A 22099-nucleotide genomic window follows, 5' to 3' on the forward strand; every position below is an offset into this window, starting at 1 on the left:
TTTTCGGTCGTCGAACCGGCATGCCCGCCCCTCCTTCCAGCTCGCGCCCCGGCGTCGCCCGGGCAGCCGCCCGCCATGCCATTTCGTCACACAGCGTAGTCGCCGGACTGCTCTCCGGACAGTCCCTGTTTGGGTGGCGAAGTTATTCACATGCGGCGGGTTATCCACAGTTTTTGAGCAAGATCCACAAGATTTCCGAGACGGCTGCACGGTGATTCCGGCCGCGAAGTTCGCGGACCGCTGGAATCACGTGAGGAGTGTGCGCCGTGCACGGATCGAAGGCTTCCGGAAGGCCGGTTCGAGGCGGGTCCACCGCCCGCCTGGGCACCGGCTCGGGCATGGACGCGGGCCCAGGCCCGGAGGCGGGCGCGGGGGCGGGCTTGGGCCTGCGTGCGGGCGTGGGCCCGCGTGGGGGCGTGGGCCCGCGTGCGGGTGAGGAAGGGGTGCGGCAGGCCCGGCCGCTGATCGTCACCGAGGACCTGGTGCTCCTCGACGACCTGCTGCGGCTGTGCGCCGCCGCCGGCGCCGAGCCCGACGTGCACCACACCGTGCCCGAGCGCCGGCCCGGCTGGACCGACCCACCGCTCGTCCTCGTCGGCGACGACGCGGCGGCCCGCTGCCGGGGCGCCACCCGCCGGCCCGGCGTGCTGCTCGTCCACAGGGAAGCCGACGACCCCGGCGTATGGAGGCGCGCCGTCGAGATCGGGGCCGAAGGCGTCCTGACCCTGCCCGGCGAGGAGAACCGGCTCGTCGACCTGATCGCCGACGCCGCCGAAGGCACCGGCCGGCAGGCCCTCACCGTGGGCGTCGTCGGCGGACGCGGTGGCGCAGGCGCCTCCACCCTCTCCTGCGCCCTGGCGCTCGCCGCCGCGCGGGCCGGGGAGCGCACCCTGCTCGTCGACGGCGATCCGCTCGGCGGCGGACTCGACGTGCTGCTCGGCGGCGAACGAGTCGAGGGCCGACGCTGGCCCGACTTCGCCGCCTCGAAGGGGCGCGTGGCAGGCGCCGCCCTGGAGGAGTCGCTGCCCTCCGTCCGGGGCGTGCGCGTCCTCAGCTGGGACCGTGGGGATCCGGTGCGGGTGCCGCCCGAGGCCATGCGCTCGGTGCTCGCCGCCGCCCGCAGGCGCGGCGGAGTCGTCGTGGTCGACCTGCCCCGCCATGTCGACGGCGCGGTCACCCAGGCGCTCGCCCAGCTCGACGTCGGGCTGCTGCTGGTCCCGGGCGAACTGCGGGCCGTCGCCGCCGCCCACCGGGTGGCCGGAGCGGTCGGCACGGTGCTCCGTGACCTGCGCACCGTCGTCCGCGGGCCGTACGCGCCCGGGCTCGACGAATGGTGGATCGCCGACGCCCTGCGGCTGCCCCTCGTCGGTGAACTCCCGGTGGAAGAAGGGCTCTCGGCTGCCGGGGACGGCGGACCGCCGCCCGGTGCCGACGCCCGCGGCGGACTCGGCCGCTTCTGTACCGCCTTCTGGGAGCGCGTGCTCGCCCCGGAGCGTGCGGCATGAGCGGCGCGGGGCTGCTCGACGCCGTGCGGCAGCGGCTCGCAGAGAGCGGCGCCGAACCGACCCCGGCCCGCGTCGCGGCGGCGCTGCGCGCCCAGGGCCGGCTGCTCGGCGACGCGGAAGTGCTCGGCGCCGCCGAGGAGTTGCGATGCGAGCTCATCGGCAGCGGTCCGCTGGAGCCGCTGCTCGCCGACCCCCGGGTCACCGACGTCCTGGTGTCGGCACCCGACCGGGTCTGGGTGGACCGCGGCGCCGGACTCGAACCGACCGGGGTGACCTTCCCGGACGCCGCGGCCGTACGGAGACTGGCGCAGCGGCTCGCGGCCGTGGCCGGCCGACGCCTGGACGACGCCCGGCCCTGGGTGGACGCCCGGCTGCCGGACGGCACCCGCATGCACGCCGTACTGCCACCGGTCGCGGTCGGCTCCACCTGTCTCTCGCTGCGGGTGGTGCGGCCGAGGGCCTTCTCCGTGGCGGAGCTGACCGAGGCAGGCACGGTCCCACCCGGCGGGGAGCCGCTGCTGCGGGCGCTGGTCGAGGCCCGCGTCTCGTTCCTCGTCAGCGGCGGCACGGGCTCCGGCAAGACGACCCTGCTCTCCACGCTGCTCGGCCTGGTGGGCGAACGGGAGCGGATCGTCATCGCCGAGGACTCCGCGGAACTGCGCCCCGACCACCCGCATGTGGTGCGCCTGGAGGCACGCCCGCCCAACCAGGAGGGGGCGGGGCTCGTGACCCTTCGGGACCTGGTGCGGCAGGCGCTGCGGATGCGGCCGGACCGGCTGGTCGTGGGTGAGGTCCGCGGGCCGGAGGCGGTCGATCTGCTCGCCGCCCTCAACACCGGCCACGAAGGCGGCTGCGGGACGGTCCACGCCAACACGGCGGCCGACGTGCCGGCCCGGCTGGAGGCCCTGGGGACGGCGGCGGGACTCGACCGGGCCGCCCTGCACAGCCAGTTGGGCGCCGGGCTCTCGGCGGTGCTGCACGTGGTGCGGGACCGCTCGGGGCGCCGGCGGATCGCCGAGGTGCACGTCCTGGAGCGGGACCGGGAGGGACTGGTGGTGACGCTGCCCGCACTGCGCTGGGCGGCCGGCGGGTTCGAGCGCGAGCGGGGCTGGGGGCGGCTGCGGTCGCTGATCGGAGGGGAGCGATGACGATGACGACGGTCGCGGCGGCGCTGTGTGCGGCGCCGGTGCTGTGGTGGGCGGCCGTGCGGGAGCGGGCGCTGCGCCGGGCCCGGCTGGTCCTGGCGCTGCCAGGCGGGACGCGAGTGCTGCTCCGGCCCGTGGCCGCCGGGCGCTGGCGGGATGCGGTGCGCGGCCGGAGGGAGTGGTGGTGTCTGCCGGTGGCGGCGGTGTGCGCGCTCCTCGGCGCCTCGCCGCTCCCGCTGCTCGCGGGCGCGGTGGCGGTGCCGCTGACGGGGCGCAGGCTCCGGGCCGCGAGGGCGCGCCGGGAGCGGGAGGCGCGGGCGGACCGGGTGGTGGACCTGTGCGGGGCGGTCGCCGGGGAGCTGAGAGCGGGGTGGCAGCCCGCCCAGGCGCTGGCGTTCGCGGCGCGGACGACGGGGGCGCTCGGCGGCGAGGAGGCGGCGGTCCTGGCGGCGGCCCGGTTCGGCGGAGACGTGCCGGATGCGCTGCGCCGGGCCGGACGGCGGGACGGGGCCGACGGGCTCGCCGGGATGGCCGCGTGCTGGCAGGTCGCCGTGGACGGCGGGGCGGGCCTCGCCAACGGCCTCGACCGCCTGGAGGCCGCGCTGCGGGCCCACCGGGACCAGCGGGAGCGGCTGCGGGCCCAACTGGCCGGGGCCTGGGCCACGGTGGCCGTCCTCGCGGTCCTGCCGGTCGCCGGACTCGGTCTCGGGGCGGCGCTCGGGGCGCGTCCGCTGCGGGTGCTGCTGCACACCCCGGCCGGCCTGGGATGCCTGCTCGTCGGCGGAGTCCTGGAGGCCGTGGGGCTGTGGTGGGCGGCCCGGATCGTGCGGGGCGGTGAGCGGCTGTGACGGTGGTTCTCGCGGTGCTCTACGCGCTGGCGACGGCGGTCGCGGCGCTGTCCGCAAGGCGCCGGGACCGGCGGACGCGTCGCCGGGCCGCGCTGCTGCTGCTCGCGGCGGTACCGGCGCCCGAGCGATGGCGCGGCCTGCGGCTGCCGCCCCGGGTACGAGCCTGGGGCGTGCCCTGCGCGGTGGGCCTTGCCGGGTACGTGCTGGTGGGCGGGGCGCTGGGGCCGGTCGTCGGGGCCGGCGTCGCCGTGGGCGCGTGGTGGTGGCGGGAGCGACATCCGCGCGACGCGCCCGAGATCGCGGCGGAACGGGCGGAAGTGGAGCGCCAGTTGCCGCTGGCCGCCGATCTGTTGGCCGCCTGCGCTTCGGCCGGGGCGGCCCCGGGCGAGGCTGCGGAGGCGGTGGGCCGTTCCCTTGGCGGTCCGGTCGGCGAGCGGCTGATCCGTACGGCGGCCGAGCTGCGGCTCGGCGGTGAACCGGCCGAGGTGTGGCGGAGGTTCGGGGAGATACCCGGCGCGGTGGGCCTCGCCCGCTGCCTGGAGCGCGCGGCTTCCTCGGGGGCGCCCGCGGCCGAGGCCGTGGCACGGCACGCCGAGGGCCTGCGGGCGGCCCGCGCCCGCGCGGCGGCGACCCGGGCACAGCGGGCGCAGGTGCTGATCACGGCGCCGGTCGGGCTGTGCTTCCTGCCCGCCTTCCTGGCGGTGGGAGTGGCCCCGGTGGTGATCGGCCTCGCGAGCGGACTGCTCGGCGGCAGATGAAGTCACGGCAGAAGTCACGGCAGATCAAGACAGAAGTCGGCTGATGGCAGAAGCCGGCTGAAGACGACTCATCGGACGGGGTGTTGGACATGAAGGTCGGGACGTGGACGTTCCTGAAGAAGTGGTGGCGGACCCGGACGGCGGCGGTACGGCGCGACGCCGGCATGAGCACCACCGAGTACGCCATGGGCACGATCGCCGCGGCGGCGTTCGCGGCCGTGCTCTACAAGGTGCTCACCAGTGGCACGGTCTCGAAGGCGCTGGAGTCGGTGATCGGGAAGGCCCTCGATGCGCCGTTCTGACCGGGGGTCGGTGACCGCGGAGACGGCGGTCGTGCTGCCCGCCCTGGTCCTGTTCACGGCTGCGCTGCTGTGGGCGCTGGCCGCGGCCGCCGCGCAGATCCGGTGCGTGGACGCGGCCCGGGCCGGAGCGCGGGCGGTGGCCCGGTCCGAACCGGCGCCGGCCGCCGAGGCCGCGGCCCGGGCGGCCGCTCCCGACGGCGCCCGGGTGACCGTGGCGCGGGAGGGCGAGCTGTGGCGGGTGACGGTGGAGGCGACGGCGCCGGGCCCCGGCGGCCTGGGGCTGACCTTGCGGGCCGGCGCGGCGGCGCTCGCCGAGGACACGGTGGGGGAGGCGGCGCCATGAGCCGGCGGCCCGGGGCGGACCGGGGAGCGGCGACGGTGTGGACGGCCTTCGCCGCGTGCGCCCTGTGCGTGGTGTTCGGCGCCGTCCTGGCCCTCGGTCAGGCCGTCACCGCCCGCCACCGGGCCGGTGCGGCCGCCGATCTGGCGGCCCTCGCCGCCGCCGACCGCGCCCTGTGGGGCGAGGCCGACGCCTGCGCCGCCGCCGGCCGGGTGGCCGTGGCCCAAGGGGCCGCGCTGCCACGCTGCCGGGTCCGGGAGGACATCGCCGACGTCACCGCCCGCGTCACGCTCGGCCCCTGGTCCGTCGAGATCAGGTCGCGGGCGGGCCCACCGGGTCTTCCGGACCCTCCGGGGCTTGCGGGCCTTCAGGGCCCTTTTGGCCCTCCTCGCCTTCCGGGGCCTGCGGCTGGGGTGCCTCGCGGAGGAGTTCCGTGAGGAGGCGGACCGCGCCGCGCTTGTGGAGGGGGTCGTTGCCGTTGCCGCACTTGGGGGACTGGATGCAGGAGGGGCAGCCGGAGTCGCATTCGCAGGAGGCGATGGCCTCGCGGGTGGCGGTGAGCCAGGCGCGGGCGGTCTGGAAGGCACGCTCGGCGAAGCCGGCGCCGCCGGGGTGGCCGTCGTAGACGAAGACCGTCGGCAGCAGGGTGTCGGGGTGGAGCGGGACGGACACGCCGCCGATGTCCCAGCGGTCGCAGGTGGCGAAGAGGGGGAGCATGCCGATGGAGGCGTGTTCGGCGGCGTGCAGGGCGCCGCCGAGGATCTCCGGGTTGATCCGGGCGGCGTCGAGCTGGTCCTCGGTGACCGTCCACCACACGGCCCGGGTGCGCAGGGTGCGGGGCGGCAGGTCGAGCTTGGTCTCGCCGAGCACCTCGCCGGTGATCAGGCGGCGGCGGAGGAAGGAGACGACCTGGTTGGTGACCTCGACGGAGCCGTAGCAGAGGCGGCCGGCTCCCCAGGGGATCTCGGTGTCGGTGGACAGGACGGAGATGGAGGTGGTGTCGCGGGCGGTGGTCGAGTAGGGCGGGTTCGCCTCCTCGACCAGGGCCACGGAGTCCTTCAGGTCGAGCTCGCGGACGAGATAGGTGCGGCCCTGGTGGAGATGGACGGCGCCCTCGTGGACGGAGGCGTGGGAGGCGGCCTCGTCGACGGTGCCGAGCAGCCGGCCGGTGCCGGCCTCGACGATCCGGACCGGGCTGCCCCCGCCGCCCCGGATGTCGGTGAGGTCGGCGGCCCGCTCCCGGCGGGTCCAGTACCAGCCGCCCGTGCGGCGGCGCAGCAGCCCGGCCGACTCCAGCTGGGGCAGCAGTCCGGGGGCTGCCGGGCCGAAGAGTGTCAGGTCGGCCTCGGTCAGCGGAAGCTCCGCAGCGGCGGCGCACAGGTGGGGGGCGAGGACGTACGGGTTGTCCGGGTCCAGGACGGTCGACTCGACGGGCTGCCGGAAGATCGCCTCGGGGTGGTGGACCAGGAAGGTGTCCAGCGGGTCGTCGCGGGCGACCAGGACGGCGAGGGCGCCCTCGCCCGAGCGGCCGGCCCGGCCGGCCTGCTGCCACAGGGAGGCGCGGGTGCCCGGGTAGCCGGCGATGACGACGGCGTCCAGGCCGGAGACGTCGATGCCCAGCTCCAGGGCGGTCGTCGCGGCGAGGCCGAGGAGTTCCCCGGAGTGCAGGGCCCGCTCCAGGGCGCGCCGCTCCTCGGGGAGGTAGCCGCCCCGGTACGCGGCGACCCGGCGGGCGAGGGAGCGGTCGACCTCGGCGAGGCGCTCCTGCGCGATCACCGAGATCAGCTCGGCGCCGCGCCGGGAGCGGACGAAGGCGACCGAGCGGACGCCCTGCACGGTCAGGTCGGTCAGGAGGTCGGCGGTCTCGGCGGTGGCGGTACGGCGGACGGGGGCGCCCTGCTCGCCGTGCAGCTCGGTCAGCGGCGGCTCCCACAGGGCGAAGACCAGTTCGCCGCGTGGGGAGGCGTCGTCGGCGACCTCGGTGACCGGCAGGCCGGTGAGCCGGCCGGCGGCGAGGGCCGGCTCCGCGGAGGTGGCCGAGGCGAGCAGGAAGACCGGCTCGGAGCCGTAACGGGCGCAGACCCGCCGCAGCCGGCGCAGGACCTGGGCGACGTGGGAGCCGAAGACGCCCCGGTAGGTGTGGCACTCGTCGACGACGACATAGCGCAGGGAGCGCAGGAAGGAGGACCAGCGGGGGTGGGAGGGGAGTATGCCCCGGTGCAGCATGTCGGGGTTGGTGAGCACGTAGTTGGCGTACTGGCGGACCCATTCGCGCTCTTCCACCGGCGTGTCGCCGTCGTAGACGGCGGGCCGGATCCGGTTGCCGAGCGGGGCGGCCAGCTGGCGTACGGTGCGCCGCTGGTCGGCCGCGAGGGCCTTGGTGGGGGCCAGGTAGAGGGCGGTGGTGCCGCGGCCGTTGGGCGCCTCGGCGCCGTCCAGGAGGGTGGACAGGACGGGGGTGAGATAGGCGAGCGACTTGCCCGACGCGGTGCCGGTGGCGATCACCACGGAGGTGCCGTCCAGGGCGTGCTCGGCGGCCTCCGCCTGGTGGGCCCAGGGGTGCTCGATGCCCGCCTGCTCGATGGCGGCGATCACCTCCGCCCGGATGCGGTGCGGCCACACGGCATGGCGGCCCTCCCGGGCGGGCAGATGCTCCGTATGGGTGATGCGCGCGGCCCGGCTCTCGCCTCGGGAGAGCCGGTCGAGCACCTCGCTCGGAGAGGGGCGGCTGCCCGTCTCTGCGGCGGGTCGGCTGGGGCGGTGATTCTCGGCCATCGGCACCGAGTGTGTCACCGGCGTGACGGACAATGCCCCCAAGGCGTCGTGCATGGCTGCCGGTAAGTGATTGAATGCCATCGCGGCCGGCGTCCGTCCCGTGGCTCCGCACGGGAGTCCAGAGGGACGGCCGCTCGATAGCTAGGTGCTGGAGGACCCGTGGACCTGTCTCTCTCGACTCGCACTGTGCCCGGCCCCAACGGCGACCGAACGGTCGTCGAGGTCGGCGGCGAGATTGATGTGTATACCGCGCCCAAGCTGCGCGAGCAGTTGGTCGAGTTGGTGAACGACGGCAGCTACCACCTTGTTGTCGACATGGAAGGCGTGGACTTCCTCGACTCGACCGGCCTCGGCGTGCTCGTGGGCGGTCTGAAGCGCGTGCGCGCGCATGAAGGCTCGCTGCGCCTGGTCTGCAACCAGGAGCGCATTCTCAAGATCTTCCGGATCACCGGTCTGACCAAGGTGTTCCCGATCCACACGTCGGTGGACGAGGCCATCAACGCTGCCGACTGAGGCCGCGCAGCCGTCGCGCGGCCCTCGCCCTCGTGCAGCCCTCGTGCAGCCGTCGAGAATCCCAGGGGAATCGCATGGCCACCGTTGAACTCCTCTTCAGCGCTCAGCCCGAGCACGTCCGCACGGCCCGCCTGGTGGCCGCCGCGGTCGCCAGACGGGCCGGGGTCGACGAGGCGGTCCTCGACGAGGTCCGGCTCGCCGTGGGCGAGGCGTGTTCCCGGGCGGTCGGGCTGCACCGCAGCAACGGGGTCACCACCCCCGTCCGGGTCGTGCTGACCGAGGAGGAGAAGAGCTTCTCCATCGAGGTCGGCGACGAGGTGCCGGGCGCGGGCGTGGCGGCGGCCGACGCCGCCGGCGTGCCCGGCGCGCGCGACGCGGCACCGGACGAGGACTTCGACGACGCGGGTGGCGAGGACGAGATGGGCCTCGCGGTGATCCGCGGGCTCGTCGACGACGTCGAGGTGAGCGCCGGCCAGGAGGGCGGCACCATCCGGATGAGCTGGCCCGCCAACCCGGACGCCGCGCTCGCCTGACCCGTGGCTGTGGCCGTGGCGGAAGCCACGCCCACAGCCGGCATCACAGCGTGAAGAAGAGGCCCTGCCACGCAGGGCCTCTTTTCATGCCTCGGACCCCGGATCCGCCGCGAATGCTTCGGTCGTATTACCGCATTCGGCGGTACTTGAAAGGTATTCGCGAATTGCAAATGCGGCGCCCTGCTTTGACCGGGTTTCCTCCTTAGAATCCGCCTTGTCCTGACTTCATGACGTCAAGGAGGACGGAATGGCGGGTCTCGCAGCCGCGGTGCTCACCCAGGAGAACCGCGTGATCGTGGTCGTCGTCGCGGCCGTCGCGCTCGCGGCGCTGCTCGTGGCCCAGCTTCTCGTCCGGCAGGTGCTCCGGGCGGGGGAGGGCACGGGGAAGATGAAGGAGATCGCGGCCGCCGTCCAGGAAGGCGCGAACGCCTATCTCGCCCGGCAGCTGCGCACCCTCGGCGTCTTCGCCGTCGTCGTGTTCTTCCTGCTGTTCCTGCTGCCCGCCGACAACTGGTCGCAGCGGGCCGGCCGCTCGCTGTTCTTCCTGGTGGGGGCGCTTTTCTCGGCGGTCACCGGATACGTCGGCATGCGGCTCGCCGTTCGCGCGAACGTGCGCGTCGCCGCCGCGGCCCGGGAGGCCACGCCGGCCCCCGGCGAACCCGAGAGGGATCTGACGGCCGTGGCCCACCGGGCCATGAAGATCGCGTTCCGCACCGGTGGCGTGGTCGGCATGTTCACCGTCGGCCTCGGGCTGCTCGGCGCCTCCTGCGTGGTCCTCGTCTACGCCGCCGACGCGCCGAAGGTCCTGGAGGGCTTCGGCCTCGGCGCCGCGCTCATCGCCATGTTCATGCGCGTCGGAGGCGGCATCTTCACCAAGGCCGCCGACGTCGGCGCCGACCTCGTCGGCAAGGTCGAGCAGGGCATCCCCGAGGACGATCCGCGCAACGCCGCCACCATCGCCGACAACGTGGGCGACAACGTCGGCGACTGCGCGGGCATGGCCGCCGACCTCTTCGAGTCGTACGCCGTCACGCTCGTCGCCGCGCTCATCCTCGGCAAGGCGGCCTTCGGCGACCTCGGCCTCGCCTTCCCGCTGATGGTGCCGGCGATCGGCGTCGTCACGGCGATGATCGGCATCTTCGCGGTCGCCCCGCGGCGCGCCGACCGCAGCGGGATGAGCGCCATCAACCGGGGCTTCTTCCTCTCCGCGCTGATCTCGCTCGCCCTCGTCGCCGTCGCCGTCTTCGCCTACCTCCCGTCGTCCTACGCCGACCTCAGGGGCGTCACCGAGCCAGGCATCCCCACCCACGGCGGCGACCCGCGCGTCCTCGCCCTGGTCGCCGTCGCCATCGGCATCGTGCTCGCCGCGCTCATCCAGCAGCTCACCGGCTACTTCACCGAGACCGGCCGGCGCCCGGTCCGCGACATCGGCAAGTCCTCCCTGACCGGCCCCGCCACCGTCGTCCTCGCCGGCGTCTCCCTCGGCCTGGAGTCCGCCGTCTACACGGCCCTGCTCATCGGCCTCGCCGTCTACGGCGCCTTCCTGCTCGGCGGCGCCTCCATCATGCTGGCGCTGTTCGCGGTCGCCCTGGCCGGCACCGGGCTGCTCACCACCGTCGGCGTGATCGTCGCCATGGACACCTTCGGACCGGTCTCCGACAACGCCCAGGGCATCGCGGAGATGTCCGGCGACGTGCAGGGCGCGGGCGCGCAGGTGCTCACCGACCTCGACGCCGTCGGCAACACCACCAAGGCGATCACCAAGGGCATCGCCATCGCCACCGCCGTCCTCGCCGCCTCCGCGCTGTTCGGCTCCTACCGGGACGCCATCGCGACCGCCGTCGCCGACGTCGGGGCGAAGGCGACCGAGACGAACCTCTCCATGAACATCTCCCAGCCCAACAACCTCTTCGGGATGGTGCTCGGCGCCGCCGTCGTCTTCCTCTTCTCGGGGCTCGCCATCAACGCCGTGTCCCGCTCCGCCGGAGCGGTGGTGTACGAGGTGCGGCGGCAGTTCCGCGAGCACCCCGGGATCATGGACTACACCGAGAAGCCCGAGTACGGGCGGGTCGTCGACATCTGCACCAAGGACGCGCTGCGCGAACTCGCCACGCCCGGACTGCTCGCCGTGATGGCCCCGATCGCGGTCGGCTTCACCCTCGGCGTCGGCCCGCTCGGCGCGTACCTCGCCGGCGCCATCGGCACCGGCGCGCTGATGGCCGTCTTCCTCGCCAACTCCGGCGGCGCGTGGGACAACGCCAAGAAGCTGGTGGAGGACGGCAATCACGGCGGCAAGGGCAGCGACGCCCATGCCGCGACCGTCATCGGCGACACGGTCGGCGACCCGTTCAAGGACACCGCGGGCCCGGCGATCAACCCGCTCCTGAAGGTGATGAACCTGGTGGCGCTGATCATCGCCCCGGCGGTCGTCCAGTTGAGCTATGGCGCCGACGCGCGCGCCTGGCTGCGGGCGCTCGTCGCGATCATCGCGATCGTCGTCATCGTGGCCGCGGTCCGTGTCTCCAAGCGGCGTTCGGTGGCCGTCGGGGACGACACGCCCGAGCGGAACGGTTCGTCGACGGACGCCACCGTCTCCTCGTAACCCTTGTTGATGCACCGTCAAAGCCCGGGTGCCGGACGGGGGTCGACGTCCTGTTCCGACGTGACGTCCGCCCCTGTTCGCTTGGTTCAAACGGCTGCAATGCCGGATGAACCGGTCGCACGAACGGTGGATCCCACCCGCATGGCGTGTATGTTCCGGGGCCGAGAGCCTTGGAAGGGACCGATCCGGTGAACAAGAAGCTTGCGGCCGCACTGTCCGGCGGCGCGGTACTGATGCTCGTGCTGTCCGGTTGCAGCGACGACGAGGGCAACAAGGTCGACGACTGGGCCAAGACGTTCTGCGACCAGGCGCAGCCGCAGATCCAGAAGCGGGCCAACGCCAACCAGCTGATCATCTCCACGGCGGCCGACAGCAAGCCGGCCACCATCCAGGCCGCCGACTCCAAGGCATTCCAGGACATCGCCGCCGCCGACCGGGCCCTCGCCAAGGCCGTCGAGAGTGCCGGGGCGCCCCCGGTCGACAACGGCCAGAAGATCCAGCAGGACGCCATCAAGGAGCTCAACGCCACGGCCGTGGCCTACGACGGGCTCAAGAAGCAGGTCGACGCGCTCGACACGACGAACCAGCAGAAGTTCGCCGACGGGCTCAAGGTCGTCTCGGACAACCTGGCGAAGATCCAGAACATGGACCAGGACGCGGTGGCCAAGCTCCAGGCCGGCGAGCTCGGCCAGGCCATGGCCAAGCAGCCGGGCTGCCAGACCCCGAAGGCGTCCGTGCCGCCGAGCGCGTCCCCGAAGGCGGGCGCGCCGGACGCCAAGCCGTCGGGTGCCGCCAAGCCGTCCTCCTCCGCCACCTCCGCCAAGCCGTCCGGTTCCGCGAAGCCCTCCGACTCGGCGAAGCCCTCCGCCTCCGCCAAGAGCGAGTAGTCCGCACCGGACTGGCGGCCGACACAGCGGCGGACTCCGCACCGGACTGGCAAGCGGACTTCGCTGCGGACTGACGGGACGGGCCGGCCGGGCGCCTTCGCCGGGTCGGCCCGCCCGTTGTCGGTGGCGGCCGTCACAATGGGGCATGTGAGTACGACCAGCACGACCACCAGCCTTCCGGTGCCCACGCACGCCGCCCGACTGCGCGAGGCACTGCTCGCCGCCGACTTCACCGCCGACGGTCTGCTCGACCTGCTCGGCGCCCAGGCGTACGCCGCCCTCGCCCGCAGCGAGATCGTGCCCGCCCTCCGCGCCACCCGCGGGGACGCCCCGCTGGACACGCTCGTCCGGCTGTTCCTGCTCCAGAGGGCCGTCGGGTACGAGCGGGCCGCCGCCGCCCTGCCCCTGGAGGAGGCGCTCGCCGACGGCTGGGTGGTGCGGGAGGGCGACGCCGTGCTCGCCACGGTCGACGTCCGGCCGTACGGCGGCCCGGACGGCGAGGACTGGTTCATCGTCTCCGACCTGGGCTGCGCCGTCGGCGGCGCGGGCGGCATCGGCAAGAAGGACGAAGGCGTCGTCCTCGGCGTCGGCGGGGCCTCCACCACCCTCGCCGGCATCACCGTCCGCACCCCCGTCGCCACCGCCCTCGACCTCGGCACCGGCTCCGGCATCCAGGCGCTGCACGCCGCCCAGCACGCCACCCTGGTCACCGCCACCGACCTCAACCCGCGCGCCCTCGACTTCACCCGGCTCACCCTCGCCCTCTCCGGGGCCCGCGGCGCCGAGCTGCTCCAGGGCTCGCTCTTCGAGCCGGTCGACGGGGACACGTACGACCTGATCGTCTCCAACCCGCCGTTCGTGATCTCCCCCGGCGCCGGACTCACCTACCGCGACGGCGGCATGGGCGGCGACGACCTGTGCCGCACGCTGGTGCAGCAGGCCGGCGACCGGCTCAACGACGGCGGGTACGCGCAGTTCCTCGCCAACTGGCAGCACGTCGAGGGCGAGGAGTGGCAGGACCGGCTGCGCTCCTGGGTGCCGCGCGGCTGCGACGCCTGGATCGTGCAGCGCGAGGTCCAGGACATCACGCAGTACACCGAGCTGTGGCTGCGCGACAGCGGTGACCACCGCGGCGACCAGGCCGAGTACCGGCTCGCGTACGGGCGGTGGCTCGACGAGTTCGAGGCCCGCAAGACCAAGGGCGTCGGCTTCGGCTGGATCACCCTGCGCAAGAACCCCGCGGTGGCCTCCGGCGCGGTCGAGCCGTCGATCGTCGTCGAGGAGTGGCCGCACCCGGTCGAGCAGCCGCTCGGCGACACCGTGCGGGCCCACTTCGACCGCCAGGACTATCTGCGCGCCCACGACGACGCGGCCCTGCTCGCCGGCCACTTCGTCCTCGCGCCCGAGGTCGTGCAGGAGCAGGTCGGCATGCCCGGCGCCGAGGACCCCGAGCATGTGCTGCTCCGGCAGAACCGCGGGATGCGCCGCGCCACCCGCGTCGACCACGTCGCCGCCGGCTTCGCGGGCGTGTGCGACGGCACGCTGAGCGCCGGGCAGATCCTGGACGCCATCGCGCAGCTCACCGGCGAGGACCCGGTCGTGCTGCGGGACCGCACGCCGCAGGCGATCCGGCTCCTGGTCGAGGAGGGCTTCCTGCTGCCCGCCGGATCGCGCTGAGCGGCCGAGGGACGCCCTCCGAGCCCTGCTCGAAGCCCGGTTCCCGCGGCCCCGCCTGACGGATCCGCAGGCCGCGGGCGGACGGGCGGCTCGTCGACGCTGCGCTCGGCGTGATGTGACGAAGAGCCGTGATGTGACGAAGGCAGAAGGAGGAGGGGAAAGAAGGGAGAAGAAGGGGGAGGGGAGTACCGGCCATCCTCGTGAAACCGTTCCGGCCCGTGCCCGCCGTTCACCGGGAATTAGCCCTGCTGACGCCGGGAGGTGCCAGCCTCGGCGGCGGGGGCCGAAGGGCCATGGGCGAGGGAACGGGGCAGGGGCATGGAGAGCGGGCCGGCGATCTTCGCGGGGGCGGCGTTCACGCTGTTCGGAGCGGCGCTGCTGCTGTGGACGGGGGTCCGGGTCCGGCAGGGCGCACCCGTGGCGCTCGGGGTGGCACCCCGGCCCGCCGCCGTCCTCACGGCGCTCTTCGGCGCGGCCTTCCTCCTGCTCGGGATCTGGTGCTTCGGCCGGCTGTGACGTGGACCCGCCGGAGAGGCTGTCCGGGAGTCCGGGCGGCAGGAAGGGGTGGAGTCGGGTTACCGTTCGAGTGGCCGTTGCGGGCTTTCGCCGTTTGACACGGGGGCGGGTTGTACCGTCACACTCCGCAGCGACGACAGTGTCACCGTCCGTGCCGCTGCCGTGCGTGCCAGCGCCGTACGTACGCCGCGCCGCGTACGCACGCAGTCAGTACGTGCCAGAGAGCGTCGACCGGAGAGAAGAGCGAAGTTGTCCCCGACCAGCGAGACCGCACACGGCGGCCGCCGACTCGTCATCGTCGAGTCGCCTGCCAAGGCGAAGACGATCAAGGGCTACCTCGGCCCCGGCTACGTCGTCGAGGCGAGCGTCGGGCACATCCGCGACCTCCCGAGCGGCGCCGCCGAGGTGCCGGAGAAGTACACGGGCGAGGTGCGCCGGCTCGGCGTCGACGTCGACCATGACTTCCAGCCCATCTACGTCGTCAACGCCGACAAGAAGGCGCAGGTCAGGAAGCTCAAGGAGCTGCTCGCCGAGTCCGACGAGCTCTTCCTCGCCACCGATGAGGACCGCGAGGGCGAGGCCATCGCGTGGCACCTCCAGGAGGTCCTGAAGCCCAAGGTCCCGGTCCACCGGATGGTCTTCCACGAGATCACCAAGGACGCGATCCAGCAGGCCGTGCGCAACCCGCGCGAGCTGAACAAGCGGATGGTCGACGCCCAGGAGACCCGCCGCATCCTCGACCGGCTCTACGGCTACGAGGTCTCGCCGGTCCTGTGGAAGAAGGTCATGCGCGGCCTGTCCGCGGGCCGGGTCCAGTCCGTCGCCACCCGGCTCGTCGTCGAGCGCGAGCGCGAGCGCATCGCCTTCCGCTCCGCCGAGTACTGGGACCTCACCGGCACCTTCTCCACCGGCCGCGCCGGTGACCCGTCCGACCCGTCCTCGCTGGTCGCCCGGCTCGCGACGGTCGACGGCAAGCGCGTGGCGCAGGGCCGTGACTTCGGCGCCGACGGGCAGCTGAAGACCCAGAACGTGCTCCACCTCGACGAGGCGAACGCCCGCGCGCTCGCCGCCGCGCTCGCCGACACCCGGTTCGCCGTCCGCTCGGTCGAGTCGAAGCCGTACCGCCGCTCGCCGTACGCCCCCTTCCGCACCACCACGCTCCAGCAGGAGGCCAGCCGCAAGCTCGGCTTCGGTGCGAAGGCGACCATGCAGGTGGCGCAGAAGCTGTACGAGAACGGCTTCATCACGTACATGCGTACGGACTCCACGGTGCTCTCCGACACGGCCGTCGCCGCGGCCCGTGCCCAGGTCACTCAGCTGTACGGCGCCGACTACCTCCCGGACCAGCCGCGCGTCTACGCCGGCAAGGTCAAGAACGCGCAGGAGGCGCACGAGGCGATCCGTCCCTCGGGTGATCGTTTCCGCACCCCGGCGGAGACCGGCCTGACCGGCGACCAGTTCAAGCTGTACGAGCTGATCTGGAAGCGGACCGTCGCCTCCCAGATGAAGGACGCGACCGGCAACTCGGTCACCGTGAAGATCGGCGGCACCGCGGCGGACGGCCGCGACGCCGAGTTCTCGGCGTCCGGCAAGACGATCACCTTCCACGGCTTCATGAAGGCGTACGTCGAGGGCGCCGACGACCCGAACGCCGAGCTCGACGACCGTGAGCGGCGCCTGCCGCAGGTCACCGAGGGCGACGCGCTCGCCGCCGAGGAGATCACCGCCGACGGCCACGCCACCAAGCCGCCCGCCCGCTACACCGAGGCCAGCCTGGTCAAGGAGCTGGAAGAGCGCGAGATCGGCCGCCCGTCGACGTACGCCTCGATCATCGGCACCATCCTCGACCGCGGCTACGTCTTCAAGAAGGGGACGGCGCTCGTGCCGTCGTTCCTCTCCTTCGCCGTCGTCAACCTGCTGGAGAAGCACTTCGGGCGGCTCGTCGACTACGACTTCACCGCCCGGATGGAGGACGACCTCGACCGCATCGCGCGGGGCGAGGCCCAGGCGGTGCCGTGGCTGAAGCGTTTCTACTTCGGCGAGGGCGGCCCCGAGGGCTCCGGCGCCGCCGACGCCGGGAACGGCGACGGCGACCACCTCGGCGGTCTGAAGGAGCTGGTCACCGACCTCGGCGCGATCGACGCCCGGGAGATCTCCTCCTTCCCCGTCGGCAACGACATCGTGCTCCGCGTCGGCCGCTACGGCCCGTACGTCGAGCGCGGCGAGAAGGACCAGGAAGGCCACCAGCGCGCCGACGTCCCCGACGACCTCGCGCCCGACGAGCTCACCGTCGCGTACGCGGAGGAGCTGCTCGCCAAGCCGAGCGGCGACTTCGAGCTGGGCGTGGACCCGGTCAGCGGCAACCAGATCGTCGCCAAGGACGGCCGCTACGGCCCGTACGTGACGGAGATCCTGCCCGAGGACACCCCGAAGACCGGCAAGAACGCCGTCAAGCCGCGCACCGCCTCGCTCTTCAAGTCGATGTCCCTGGACACCGTGACGCTGGAGGACGCGCTCCGGCTGATGTCGCTGCCGCGCGTCGTCGGCACCGACGCCGAGGGCGTCGAGATCACCGCGCAGAACGGCCGCTACGGCCCGTACCTGAAGAAGGGCACGGACTCGCGGTCGCTCACCGACGAGGAGCAGCTCTTCACGATCACGCTGGAGGAGGCGCTGGCGATCTACGCCCAGCCCAAGCAGCGTGGCCGCGCCGCCGCCAAGCCCCCGCTGAAGGAGCTCGGCACCGACCCCGTCAGCGAGAAGCCCGTGGTCGTCAAGGACGGCCGCTTCGGTCCGTACGTGACGGACGGCGAGACCAACGCCACCCTGCGCACCGGCGACAGCGTGGAGACGATCACGCCGGAGCGCGGCTACGAGCTGCTCGCCGAGAAGCGGGCCAAGGGCCCCGCGAAGAAGGCGGCCAAGAAGGCTCCGGCCAAGAAGGCGCCCGCGAAGAAGACGGCGGCGAAGAAGACGACCGCGGCCAAGAAGACCACGACGGCCGCGGCGAAGAAGACCGCCGCCAAGAAGACCACGACGGCGAAGAAGGCGGCTGCCGCCAAGCCGGAGTGACGTTGCCGACACGACGGGCGGGGGTACGGGCCGAGGGGCCCGTACCCCCGCCCGTTTGTTCGGTCGAAGGCCACGGGGAGCAGGGCCGTCCGGATAGGGTGGACGGATGACGCGAGCAGAGCAGCCATCCACCGACGCCGCACTCGTCGCGGATTCCAGGGAGCGTGCCGTACGGGCCCTCTTGCGCCATCAGCCCCTGCGGAGGCTGTGGAGCGCCCAGTTCGTCGGCGGCACCGGCGACGCCCTCGCCGTCCTCGTCCTGATCCTGCTCGGCTTCCAGGCGGCCGTCACCCAGCACATGCTGGGCGGCGGTATCCGCGGCGCCGCGCTCGCCGTCGCCGCCGTAATCGGCGCCCGGATGCTCGCCGCCGTCCTCTTCGGCGCCGTGCTGCTCGGCCCGCTCACCACGCTCACCGCGCCCGGCGGCCCGCTCGACCGCCGCTGGACGATGATCGGCGCCGACGCGCTGCGGCTCGCGCTGCTCGTCGTCGCCCCGCTGTGGATCGAGTGGACCCCCGGCACGGCGCTGTGGTTCCTGCTCGGCACCGTCTTCGTCAGCGGCGCCGCCGAACGCGTGTGGACCATCGCGAAGGAGGGCGCGGCGCCCGCGCTGCTGCCCGCCCCGCCCATCGAGGGCGCCGCCGTCCGGCCGCTCCCCGACCACCTGGGCGCGCTGCGCACCCTCAGCCTGCGCACCGGCTTCCTGGCCGTGCCCGCCGCCGCGGCCGCACTGCTGATCGCGACGCTCGTCGGCAATCTGTTGGGCGCCGGCATCGACTGGTTCTCGCAGCACCAGGCCGCCCTCGGCTCGTACGTCGCCGCCGGGCTCTTCTCGGCGTCCGTCTCGGTCCTGTGGTTCGTCACGTTGCCCGGCGACCAGACCCCGCGCCCCCGCTCGCCCCTCGAGGGCCTGCGCCGGCCCACGTACGGCGACCAGGGCCCCGAGAAGGGGCGCACCGGCGCGCTCGGGCTGCTCGTCCTGGCCTGCGCCACCGTCGCCGGCGCCATCGCCGCCGCCGCGGCCGTCGCCGTCCTGCACGCGTACGACCTGGGCGGCGGGCCCGTCACCTACGCCCTGCTGATCCTCGCGCTCAGCGGCGGCACCGGCGTCGGCATCCGCACCGCCGGATCCGTCCTCACCGTGCTCTCCCGGCGCCGGCTGTTCGCCCTGGCGCTCGCCGTCACCGGCATCGCGCTGCTCGCGATGGGCCTGGTGCCGGACACCGCGACCGTGCTGATGATCGCCGCGCTCGCCGGTTACGCGGCCGGGGTCGCCGCCCGCACCGGGCACAGTCTCGTCGACCAGGAGACCGAGGAGGCCCGCCGGGCCAGGGTCACCGAGCACCTGCAGGCCGTCGCCCGCGTCGGCATGGGCGTCGGCGCGCTCGCCGCGCCGCTGCTCGCCGCCGCGATCGGCCCCCACCGGCTCGCCTCCGGCGGTTTCGTCTTCGCCCACGGCGGCGCCGCCTTCACGCTGATGCTGGTCGGCGCGCTGCTGCTGCCCGTCGCCGCGCTCGTCCTCGCCAAGACCGACGACCGCGCGGGCGTGCCGCTCCGCCGCGACCTGCGCGACGCGCTGCGCGGCGCCGACCCGGTCCAGGCGCCCTCGCCGACCGGCTTCTTCATCGCCCTGGAGGGCGGCGACGGCGCCGGCAAGTCCACCCAGGTCGAGGCGCTCGCCGAGTGGATCCGCGCCAAGGGCCACGAGGTCGTCGTGACCCGCGAGCCCGGCGCCACCCCGATCGGCAAGCGGCTCCGCATGATCCTGCTCGACGTGTCCAGCGCCGGCCTGTCCAACCGCGCCGAGGCGCTGCTGTACGCGGCCGACCGCGCCGAGCACGTCGACTCCCTCGTCCGGCCCGCCCTGGAGCGGGGCGCGGTGGTGATCTCCGACCGTTACATCGACTCGTCCGTCGCCTACCAGGGCGCCGGCCGCGACCTGTCCGCGACCGAGATCAGCCGCATCAACCGCTGGGCGACCGGCGGACTCGTGCCGAACCTGACCGTGCTCCTCGACGTCTCCCCGGAGACCGCGCGCGAGCGCTTCACCGAGGCCCCGGACCGGCTGGAGTCCGAGCCGCCGGAGTTCCACGCGCGCGTGCGGGCCGGTTTCCTCGCCCTCGCCGCCGCCGACCCGGGCCGCTACCTGGTCGTCGACGCGGGCCAGGAGCCGGCGGCCGTCACCACCGTCGTACGCCACCGGCTCGACCGGATGCTGCCGCTCTCCGAGGCCGAGGTGAAGGCCCAGGAGGAGGCCCGCCGCAAGGCCGAGGAGGAGGCCCGGCGGAAGGCCGAGGAAGAGGCCGCCCGCAAGGCCGAGGAGGAGCGCCTGGAGCGCGAGCGCCAGGAGCAGCTCGCCAAGCTGCGCGCCGAGGAGGAGGCGCGGCGCAAGGCCGAGGAGGAAGAGGCCCGGCGCATCGAGGCCGAGCGGCAGGCGGAGGAGGCCCGGCGGCGTGCCGAGGAGGCCCGGATCGCCGCCGAGGAGGAGCGCAGGCGGCGCGAGGCCGAGGAGAAGGCCCGCCGCGAGGAGGAGGAACGGCTTCGCAAGCAGGCCGAGGAGGAGGCCCGGCTGCGGGCCGAGGCCGAGGAGCGCCGCAGGGAGAAGCAGCGCAAGGCCGAGGAGGCGCTGCTGCGCGCCGAGGAGGCCCGCAAGCTCGCGGAGGCCGCGGCGGCGAAGGCCGCGGAGGAGGCGGCGCGGAAGGCCGCGGAGGAGGCCGCGCGGAAGGCGGCCGAGGAGAAGGCCGCTGCTGCGGCAGCGGCGGCGGCATCGGCAGCGGCGAAGGCGGAGGCCGAGCGCAAGGCGGCCGAGGCGAAGCGCCTGGAGAAGCGTGCCGAGGAGTCGGCGAACGAGATCACGGTGGCGACGCCGGTCGTGAAGCCGGACGAGGCTCCTACGGTCTCCCCGAACGAGGTCACCGTCCCCACCCCGATCGTGAAGCTCGGCGACGACGAGACCACGGTCATCCCGCGGATCAAGGACGTCAAGGACGTCAAGGACGCCAGGGGTGCCAGGGACGCCAGGGGCGCCGACGAGACGGCCGTGCTGCCCTCCGTACGCGAGACGGACCCCGCCGACCGGGTGCCGCAGGGCTTCTTCCGCGACGCGCAGGACGAGGCCGCCGACTCGAACGACCGCACGCGCGAGCTGCCGCAGCTCGACGAGCAGGGCCGGCCGCGGCGCCGCTCCGACTGGGCGGAGGAGACCCCGCTCGACGACCTGCCGACGCTGGCGGACGAGCTGCTGGGCGGCTTCGAGGACGACGAGGAGGACCGCCGGCGCCGCGGGCGCTGAGTGTCACAGCGGTGCCCCACAATGGAACGCGTACCTGAGGAGGGGCATCGGACATGGCCGTATGGGACGACCTCGTGGGTCAGCCGCGGGTCGAGGAGCAGCTGGCCGCGGCCGCGCGCGACGCCGACGCGCTCGTGACCGCGCAGGCCGCCGGCGAGCCCGCCCCGGAGGCGTCGAAGATGACGCACGCCTGGCTGTTCACCGGGCCGCCCGGGGCCGGGCGGGACACGGCGGCGCGGGCGTTCGCGGCGGCGCTGCAGTGCGTGAGCCCCGACCGGGCGCTCGGCGGGGCGCCGGGCTGCGGCTTCTGCGACGGCTGCCACACGGCCCTCATCGGCACGCACGCGGACGTCGAGGTGGTCCGTACGGACCTGCTCTCCATCGGCGTGAAGGAGACCCGCGACCTGGTGCGGCGCGCTCAGCTGTCGCCCGCCGTCGGCCGCTGGCAGGTCATCGTCCTGGAGGACGCCGACCGGCTCACCGAGGGCGCGGCGAACGTGCTCCTGAAGGCCGTCGAGGAGCCCGCGCCCCGCACCGTGTGGCTGCTGTGCGCGCCGTCCCTGGAGGACGTGCTGCCCACGATCCGCTCCCGCTGCCGGCACCTGACCCTGACCACGCCGTCGGTGACGGCCGTGGCGGACGTGCTGATCCGCCGCGACGGCATCGAGCCGGAGCTCGCGCACTCCGCCGCCCGCGCCACCCAGGGCCACATCGACCGCGCCCGGCGGCTCGCGACCGACGAGCGGGCGCGGGCCCGCCGCTCCGTCGTCCTCAAGCTGCCGCTGCGGGTCGGCGACGTCGGCGGCGGCCTGCGGGCCGCCCAGGAGCTGATCGACGCGGCCGCCGAGGACGCCAAGCAGGTCGCCGAGGAGGTCGACGTCAAGGAGACCGAGGAGCTGAAGGCGGCGCTCGGCGCGGCCCAGGGCGGCCGGATGCCGCGCGGCACGGCCGGCGCGATGAAGGAGCTGGAGGAGCGCCAGAAGCGCCGCCGCACCCGCACCCAGCGCGACAGCCTCGACCTCGCGCTCACCGACCTGACCGGCTTCTACCGCGATGTGCTCGCCCTCCAGCTGCGCGCCGCGACGCCGCTGGCCAACGAGGACGTACGCGACTCCCTGGAACGGATCGCCGGCGACACCACCCCGGAGCGCACGCTGCGCCGCATCGAGGCGGTCCTCGCCTGCCGCGAGGCCCTCGACCGGAACGTGGCGCCGCTGCTCGCGGTGGAGGCGATGACGATGGCGCTGCGGGACTGACCCCCGAGTCGTCCACAAGGCGCCGGTTGTCCACAAGGCCGATTGGACACGTTCCGTACCAGTGCGGATACGCTCCGG

The 22099-nt window shown here is 74.1% G+C and carries 16 protein-coding genes and 1 pseudogene; 16 read left to right on the top strand and 1 reads right to left on the bottom strand.

The genetic code is table 11. From position 1 onward, the window contains the following. Window positions 1–338 precede the first annotated feature (338 nt). From ssd to ACWEJX_RS04690, 7 genes and pseudogenes are all read left to right on the top strand, one after another. Window positions 339–1505 carry a septum site-determining protein Ssd gene (gene ssd, locus ACWEJX_RS04660; RefSeq protein ID WP_451606061.1) on the top strand — a complete coding sequence of 389 codons (1167 nt, stop codon included), beginning with the start codon at window positions 339–341 and terminating at the stop codon, window positions 1503–1505. Further along, window positions 1502–2653, top strand: a complete 1152-nt coding sequence (locus tag ACWEJX_RS04665; protein ID WP_451606062.1) for a TadA family conjugal transfer-associated ATPase — start codon at window positions 1502–1504, stop codon at window positions 2651–2653. The genes ssd and ACWEJX_RS04665 overlap by 4 nt, the downstream gene beginning before the upstream one ends. Then, entirely contained in the window at window positions 2650–3498 is an 849-nt protein-coding gene (locus ACWEJX_RS04670) for a type II secretion system F family protein (protein ID WP_451606063.1), read from the top strand. Before ACWEJX_RS04665 ends, ACWEJX_RS04670 begins: the two co-directional genes overlap by 4 nt. A gap of 2 nt (window positions 3499–3500) precedes the next feature. After that, entirely contained in the window at window positions 3501–4256 is a 756-nt protein-coding gene (locus tag ACWEJX_RS04675; RefSeq protein ID WP_451606123.1) for a type II secretion system F family protein, read from the top strand. A gap of 89 nt (window positions 4257–4345) precedes the next feature. Further along, the gene (locus ACWEJX_RS04680) at window positions 4346–4558 is read left to right on the top strand and encodes a DUF4244 domain-containing protein (RefSeq protein WP_451606064.1); all 213 of its coding nucleotides are present in this window, start codon (window positions 4346–4348) and stop codon (window positions 4556–4558) included. Continuing rightward, complete coding sequence (locus ACWEJX_RS04685; RefSeq protein WP_451606065.1) at window positions 4545–4901, top strand: TadE family type IV pilus minor pilin; 357 nt, start codon at window positions 4545–4547, stop codon at window positions 4899–4901. The genes ACWEJX_RS04680 and ACWEJX_RS04685 overlap by 14 nt, the downstream gene beginning before the upstream one ends. Further along, window positions 4898–5170, top strand: a pseudogene (locus ACWEJX_RS04690) (Rv3654c family TadE-like protein); the annotation flags it as partial. The gene ACWEJX_RS04685 and the pseudogene ACWEJX_RS04690, both read left to right, overlap by 4 nt. Before the next feature lie 40 nt (window positions 5171–5210). Here the strand turns inward: ACWEJX_RS04690 and ACWEJX_RS04695 are convergent. Then, window positions 5211–7754, bottom strand: a complete 2544-nt coding sequence (locus ACWEJX_RS04695) for a DEAD/DEAH box helicase (protein WP_451606066.1) — start codon at window positions 7752–7754, stop codon at window positions 5211–5213. Between the two features lie 78 nt (window positions 7755–7832). Between ACWEJX_RS04695 and ACWEJX_RS04700 the strand changes: the two genes are divergently transcribed. The 9 genes from ACWEJX_RS04700 to ACWEJX_RS04740 all read left to right on the top strand — a co-directional run bounded on the left by ACWEJX_RS04700 (window position 7833) and on the right by ACWEJX_RS04740 (window position 22021). Continuing rightward, a complete protein-coding gene (locus tag ACWEJX_RS04700) occupies window positions 7833–8186 on the top strand; it encodes an STAS domain-containing protein (RefSeq protein ID WP_345487142.1) in 354 nt (117 codons plus the stop codon). Window positions 8187–8260: 74 nt separating this feature from the next. Then, window positions 8261–8719: an ATP-binding protein gene (locus tag ACWEJX_RS04705; RefSeq protein ID WP_403793841.1), complete on the top strand. Its 459-nt coding sequence runs from the start codon at window positions 8261–8263 to the stop codon at window positions 8717–8719. A 247-nt stretch (window positions 8720–8966) separates the two neighbouring features. Continuing rightward, a complete protein-coding gene (locus ACWEJX_RS04710; protein WP_451606067.1) occupies window positions 8967–11321 on the top strand; it encodes a sodium-translocating pyrophosphatase in 2355 nt (784 codons plus the stop codon). Between the two features lie 188 nt (window positions 11322–11509). Then, window positions 11510–12208 carry a small secreted protein gene (locus tag ACWEJX_RS04715; protein ID WP_451606068.1) on the top strand — a complete coding sequence of 233 codons (699 nt, stop codon included), beginning with the start codon at window positions 11510–11512 and terminating at the stop codon, window positions 12206–12208. A 138-nt stretch (window positions 12209–12346) separates the two neighbouring features. After that, complete coding sequence (locus tag ACWEJX_RS04720; protein ID WP_451606069.1) at window positions 12347–13885, top strand: DUF7059 domain-containing protein; 1539 nt, start codon at window positions 12347–12349, stop codon at window positions 13883–13885. A 318-nt stretch (window positions 13886–14203) separates the two neighbouring features. Beyond that, complete coding sequence (locus ACWEJX_RS04725) at window positions 14204–14401, top strand: hypothetical protein (RefSeq protein WP_451606070.1); 198 nt, start codon at window positions 14204–14206, stop codon at window positions 14399–14401. 249 nt (window positions 14402–14650) lie between these two features. Further along, window positions 14651–17473: a type I DNA topoisomerase gene (gene topA, locus ACWEJX_RS04730; protein ID WP_451606071.1), complete on the top strand. Its 2823-nt coding sequence runs from the start codon at window positions 14651–14653 to the stop codon at window positions 17471–17473. Window positions 17474–17579: 106 nt separating this feature from the next. Continuing rightward, entirely contained in the window at window positions 17580–20765 is a 3186-nt protein-coding gene (tmk, locus tag ACWEJX_RS04735) for a dTMP kinase (protein ID WP_451606072.1), read from the top strand. 53 nt (window positions 20766–20818) lie between these two features. Next, window positions 20819–22021 (top strand): DNA polymerase III subunit delta', encoded by a 1203-nt coding sequence (locus tag ACWEJX_RS04740; protein WP_451606073.1) that lies wholly within the window; start codon window positions 20819–20821, stop codon window positions 22019–22021. The last annotated feature ends 78 nt before the right edge of the window (window positions 22022–22099 follow it).

The sequence above is a fragment of the Streptomyces sp. NPDC004788 genome (genome assembly GCF_053601115.1).

Bases quoted from the DNA above. Each gene is read 5' to 3' on its own strand.
- ssd (WP_451606061.1), top strand. From the start codon at position 339: ATGGACGCGGGCCCAGGCCCGGAGGCGGGCGCGGGGGCGGGCTTGGGC.
- ACWEJX_RS04665 (WP_451606062.1), top strand. From the start codon at position 1,502: ATGAGCGGCGCGGGGCTGCTCGACGCCGTGCGGCAGCGGCTCGCAGAG.
- ACWEJX_RS04670 (WP_451606063.1), top strand. From the start codon at position 2,650: ATGACGATGACGACGGTCGCGGCGGCGCTGTGTGCGGCGCCGGTGCTG.
- ACWEJX_RS04680 (WP_451606064.1), top strand. From the start codon at position 4,346: ATGAAGGTCGGGACGTGGACGTTCCTGAAGAAGTGGTGGCGGACCCGG.
- ACWEJX_RS04685 (WP_451606065.1), top strand. From the start codon at position 4,545: ATGCGCCGTTCTGACCGGGGGTCGGTGACCGCGGAGACGGCGGTCGTG.
- ACWEJX_RS04695 (WP_451606066.1), bottom strand. From the start codon at position 7,754: ATGGCATTCAATCACTTACCGGCAGCCATGCACGACGCCTTGGGGGCA.
- ACWEJX_RS04705 (WP_403793841.1), top strand. From the start codon at position 8,261: ATGGCCACCGTTGAACTCCTCTTCAGCGCTCAGCCCGAGCACGTCCGC.
- ACWEJX_RS04710 (WP_451606067.1), top strand. From the start codon at position 8,967: ATGGCGGGTCTCGCAGCCGCGGTGCTCACCCAGGAGAACCGCGTGATC.
- ACWEJX_RS04720 (WP_451606069.1), top strand. From the start codon at position 12,347: ATGGGGCATGTGAGTACGACCAGCACGACCACCAGCCTTCCGGTGCCC.
- ACWEJX_RS04725 (WP_451606070.1), top strand. From the start codon at position 14,204: ATGGAGAGCGGGCCGGCGATCTTCGCGGGGGCGGCGTTCACGCTGTTC.
- tmk (WP_451606072.1), top strand. From the start codon at position 17,580: ATGACGCGAGCAGAGCAGCCATCCACCGACGCCGCACTCGTCGCGGAT.
- ACWEJX_RS04740 (WP_451606073.1), top strand. From the start codon at position 20,819: ATGGCCGTATGGGACGACCTCGTGGGTCAGCCGCGGGTCGAGGAGCAG.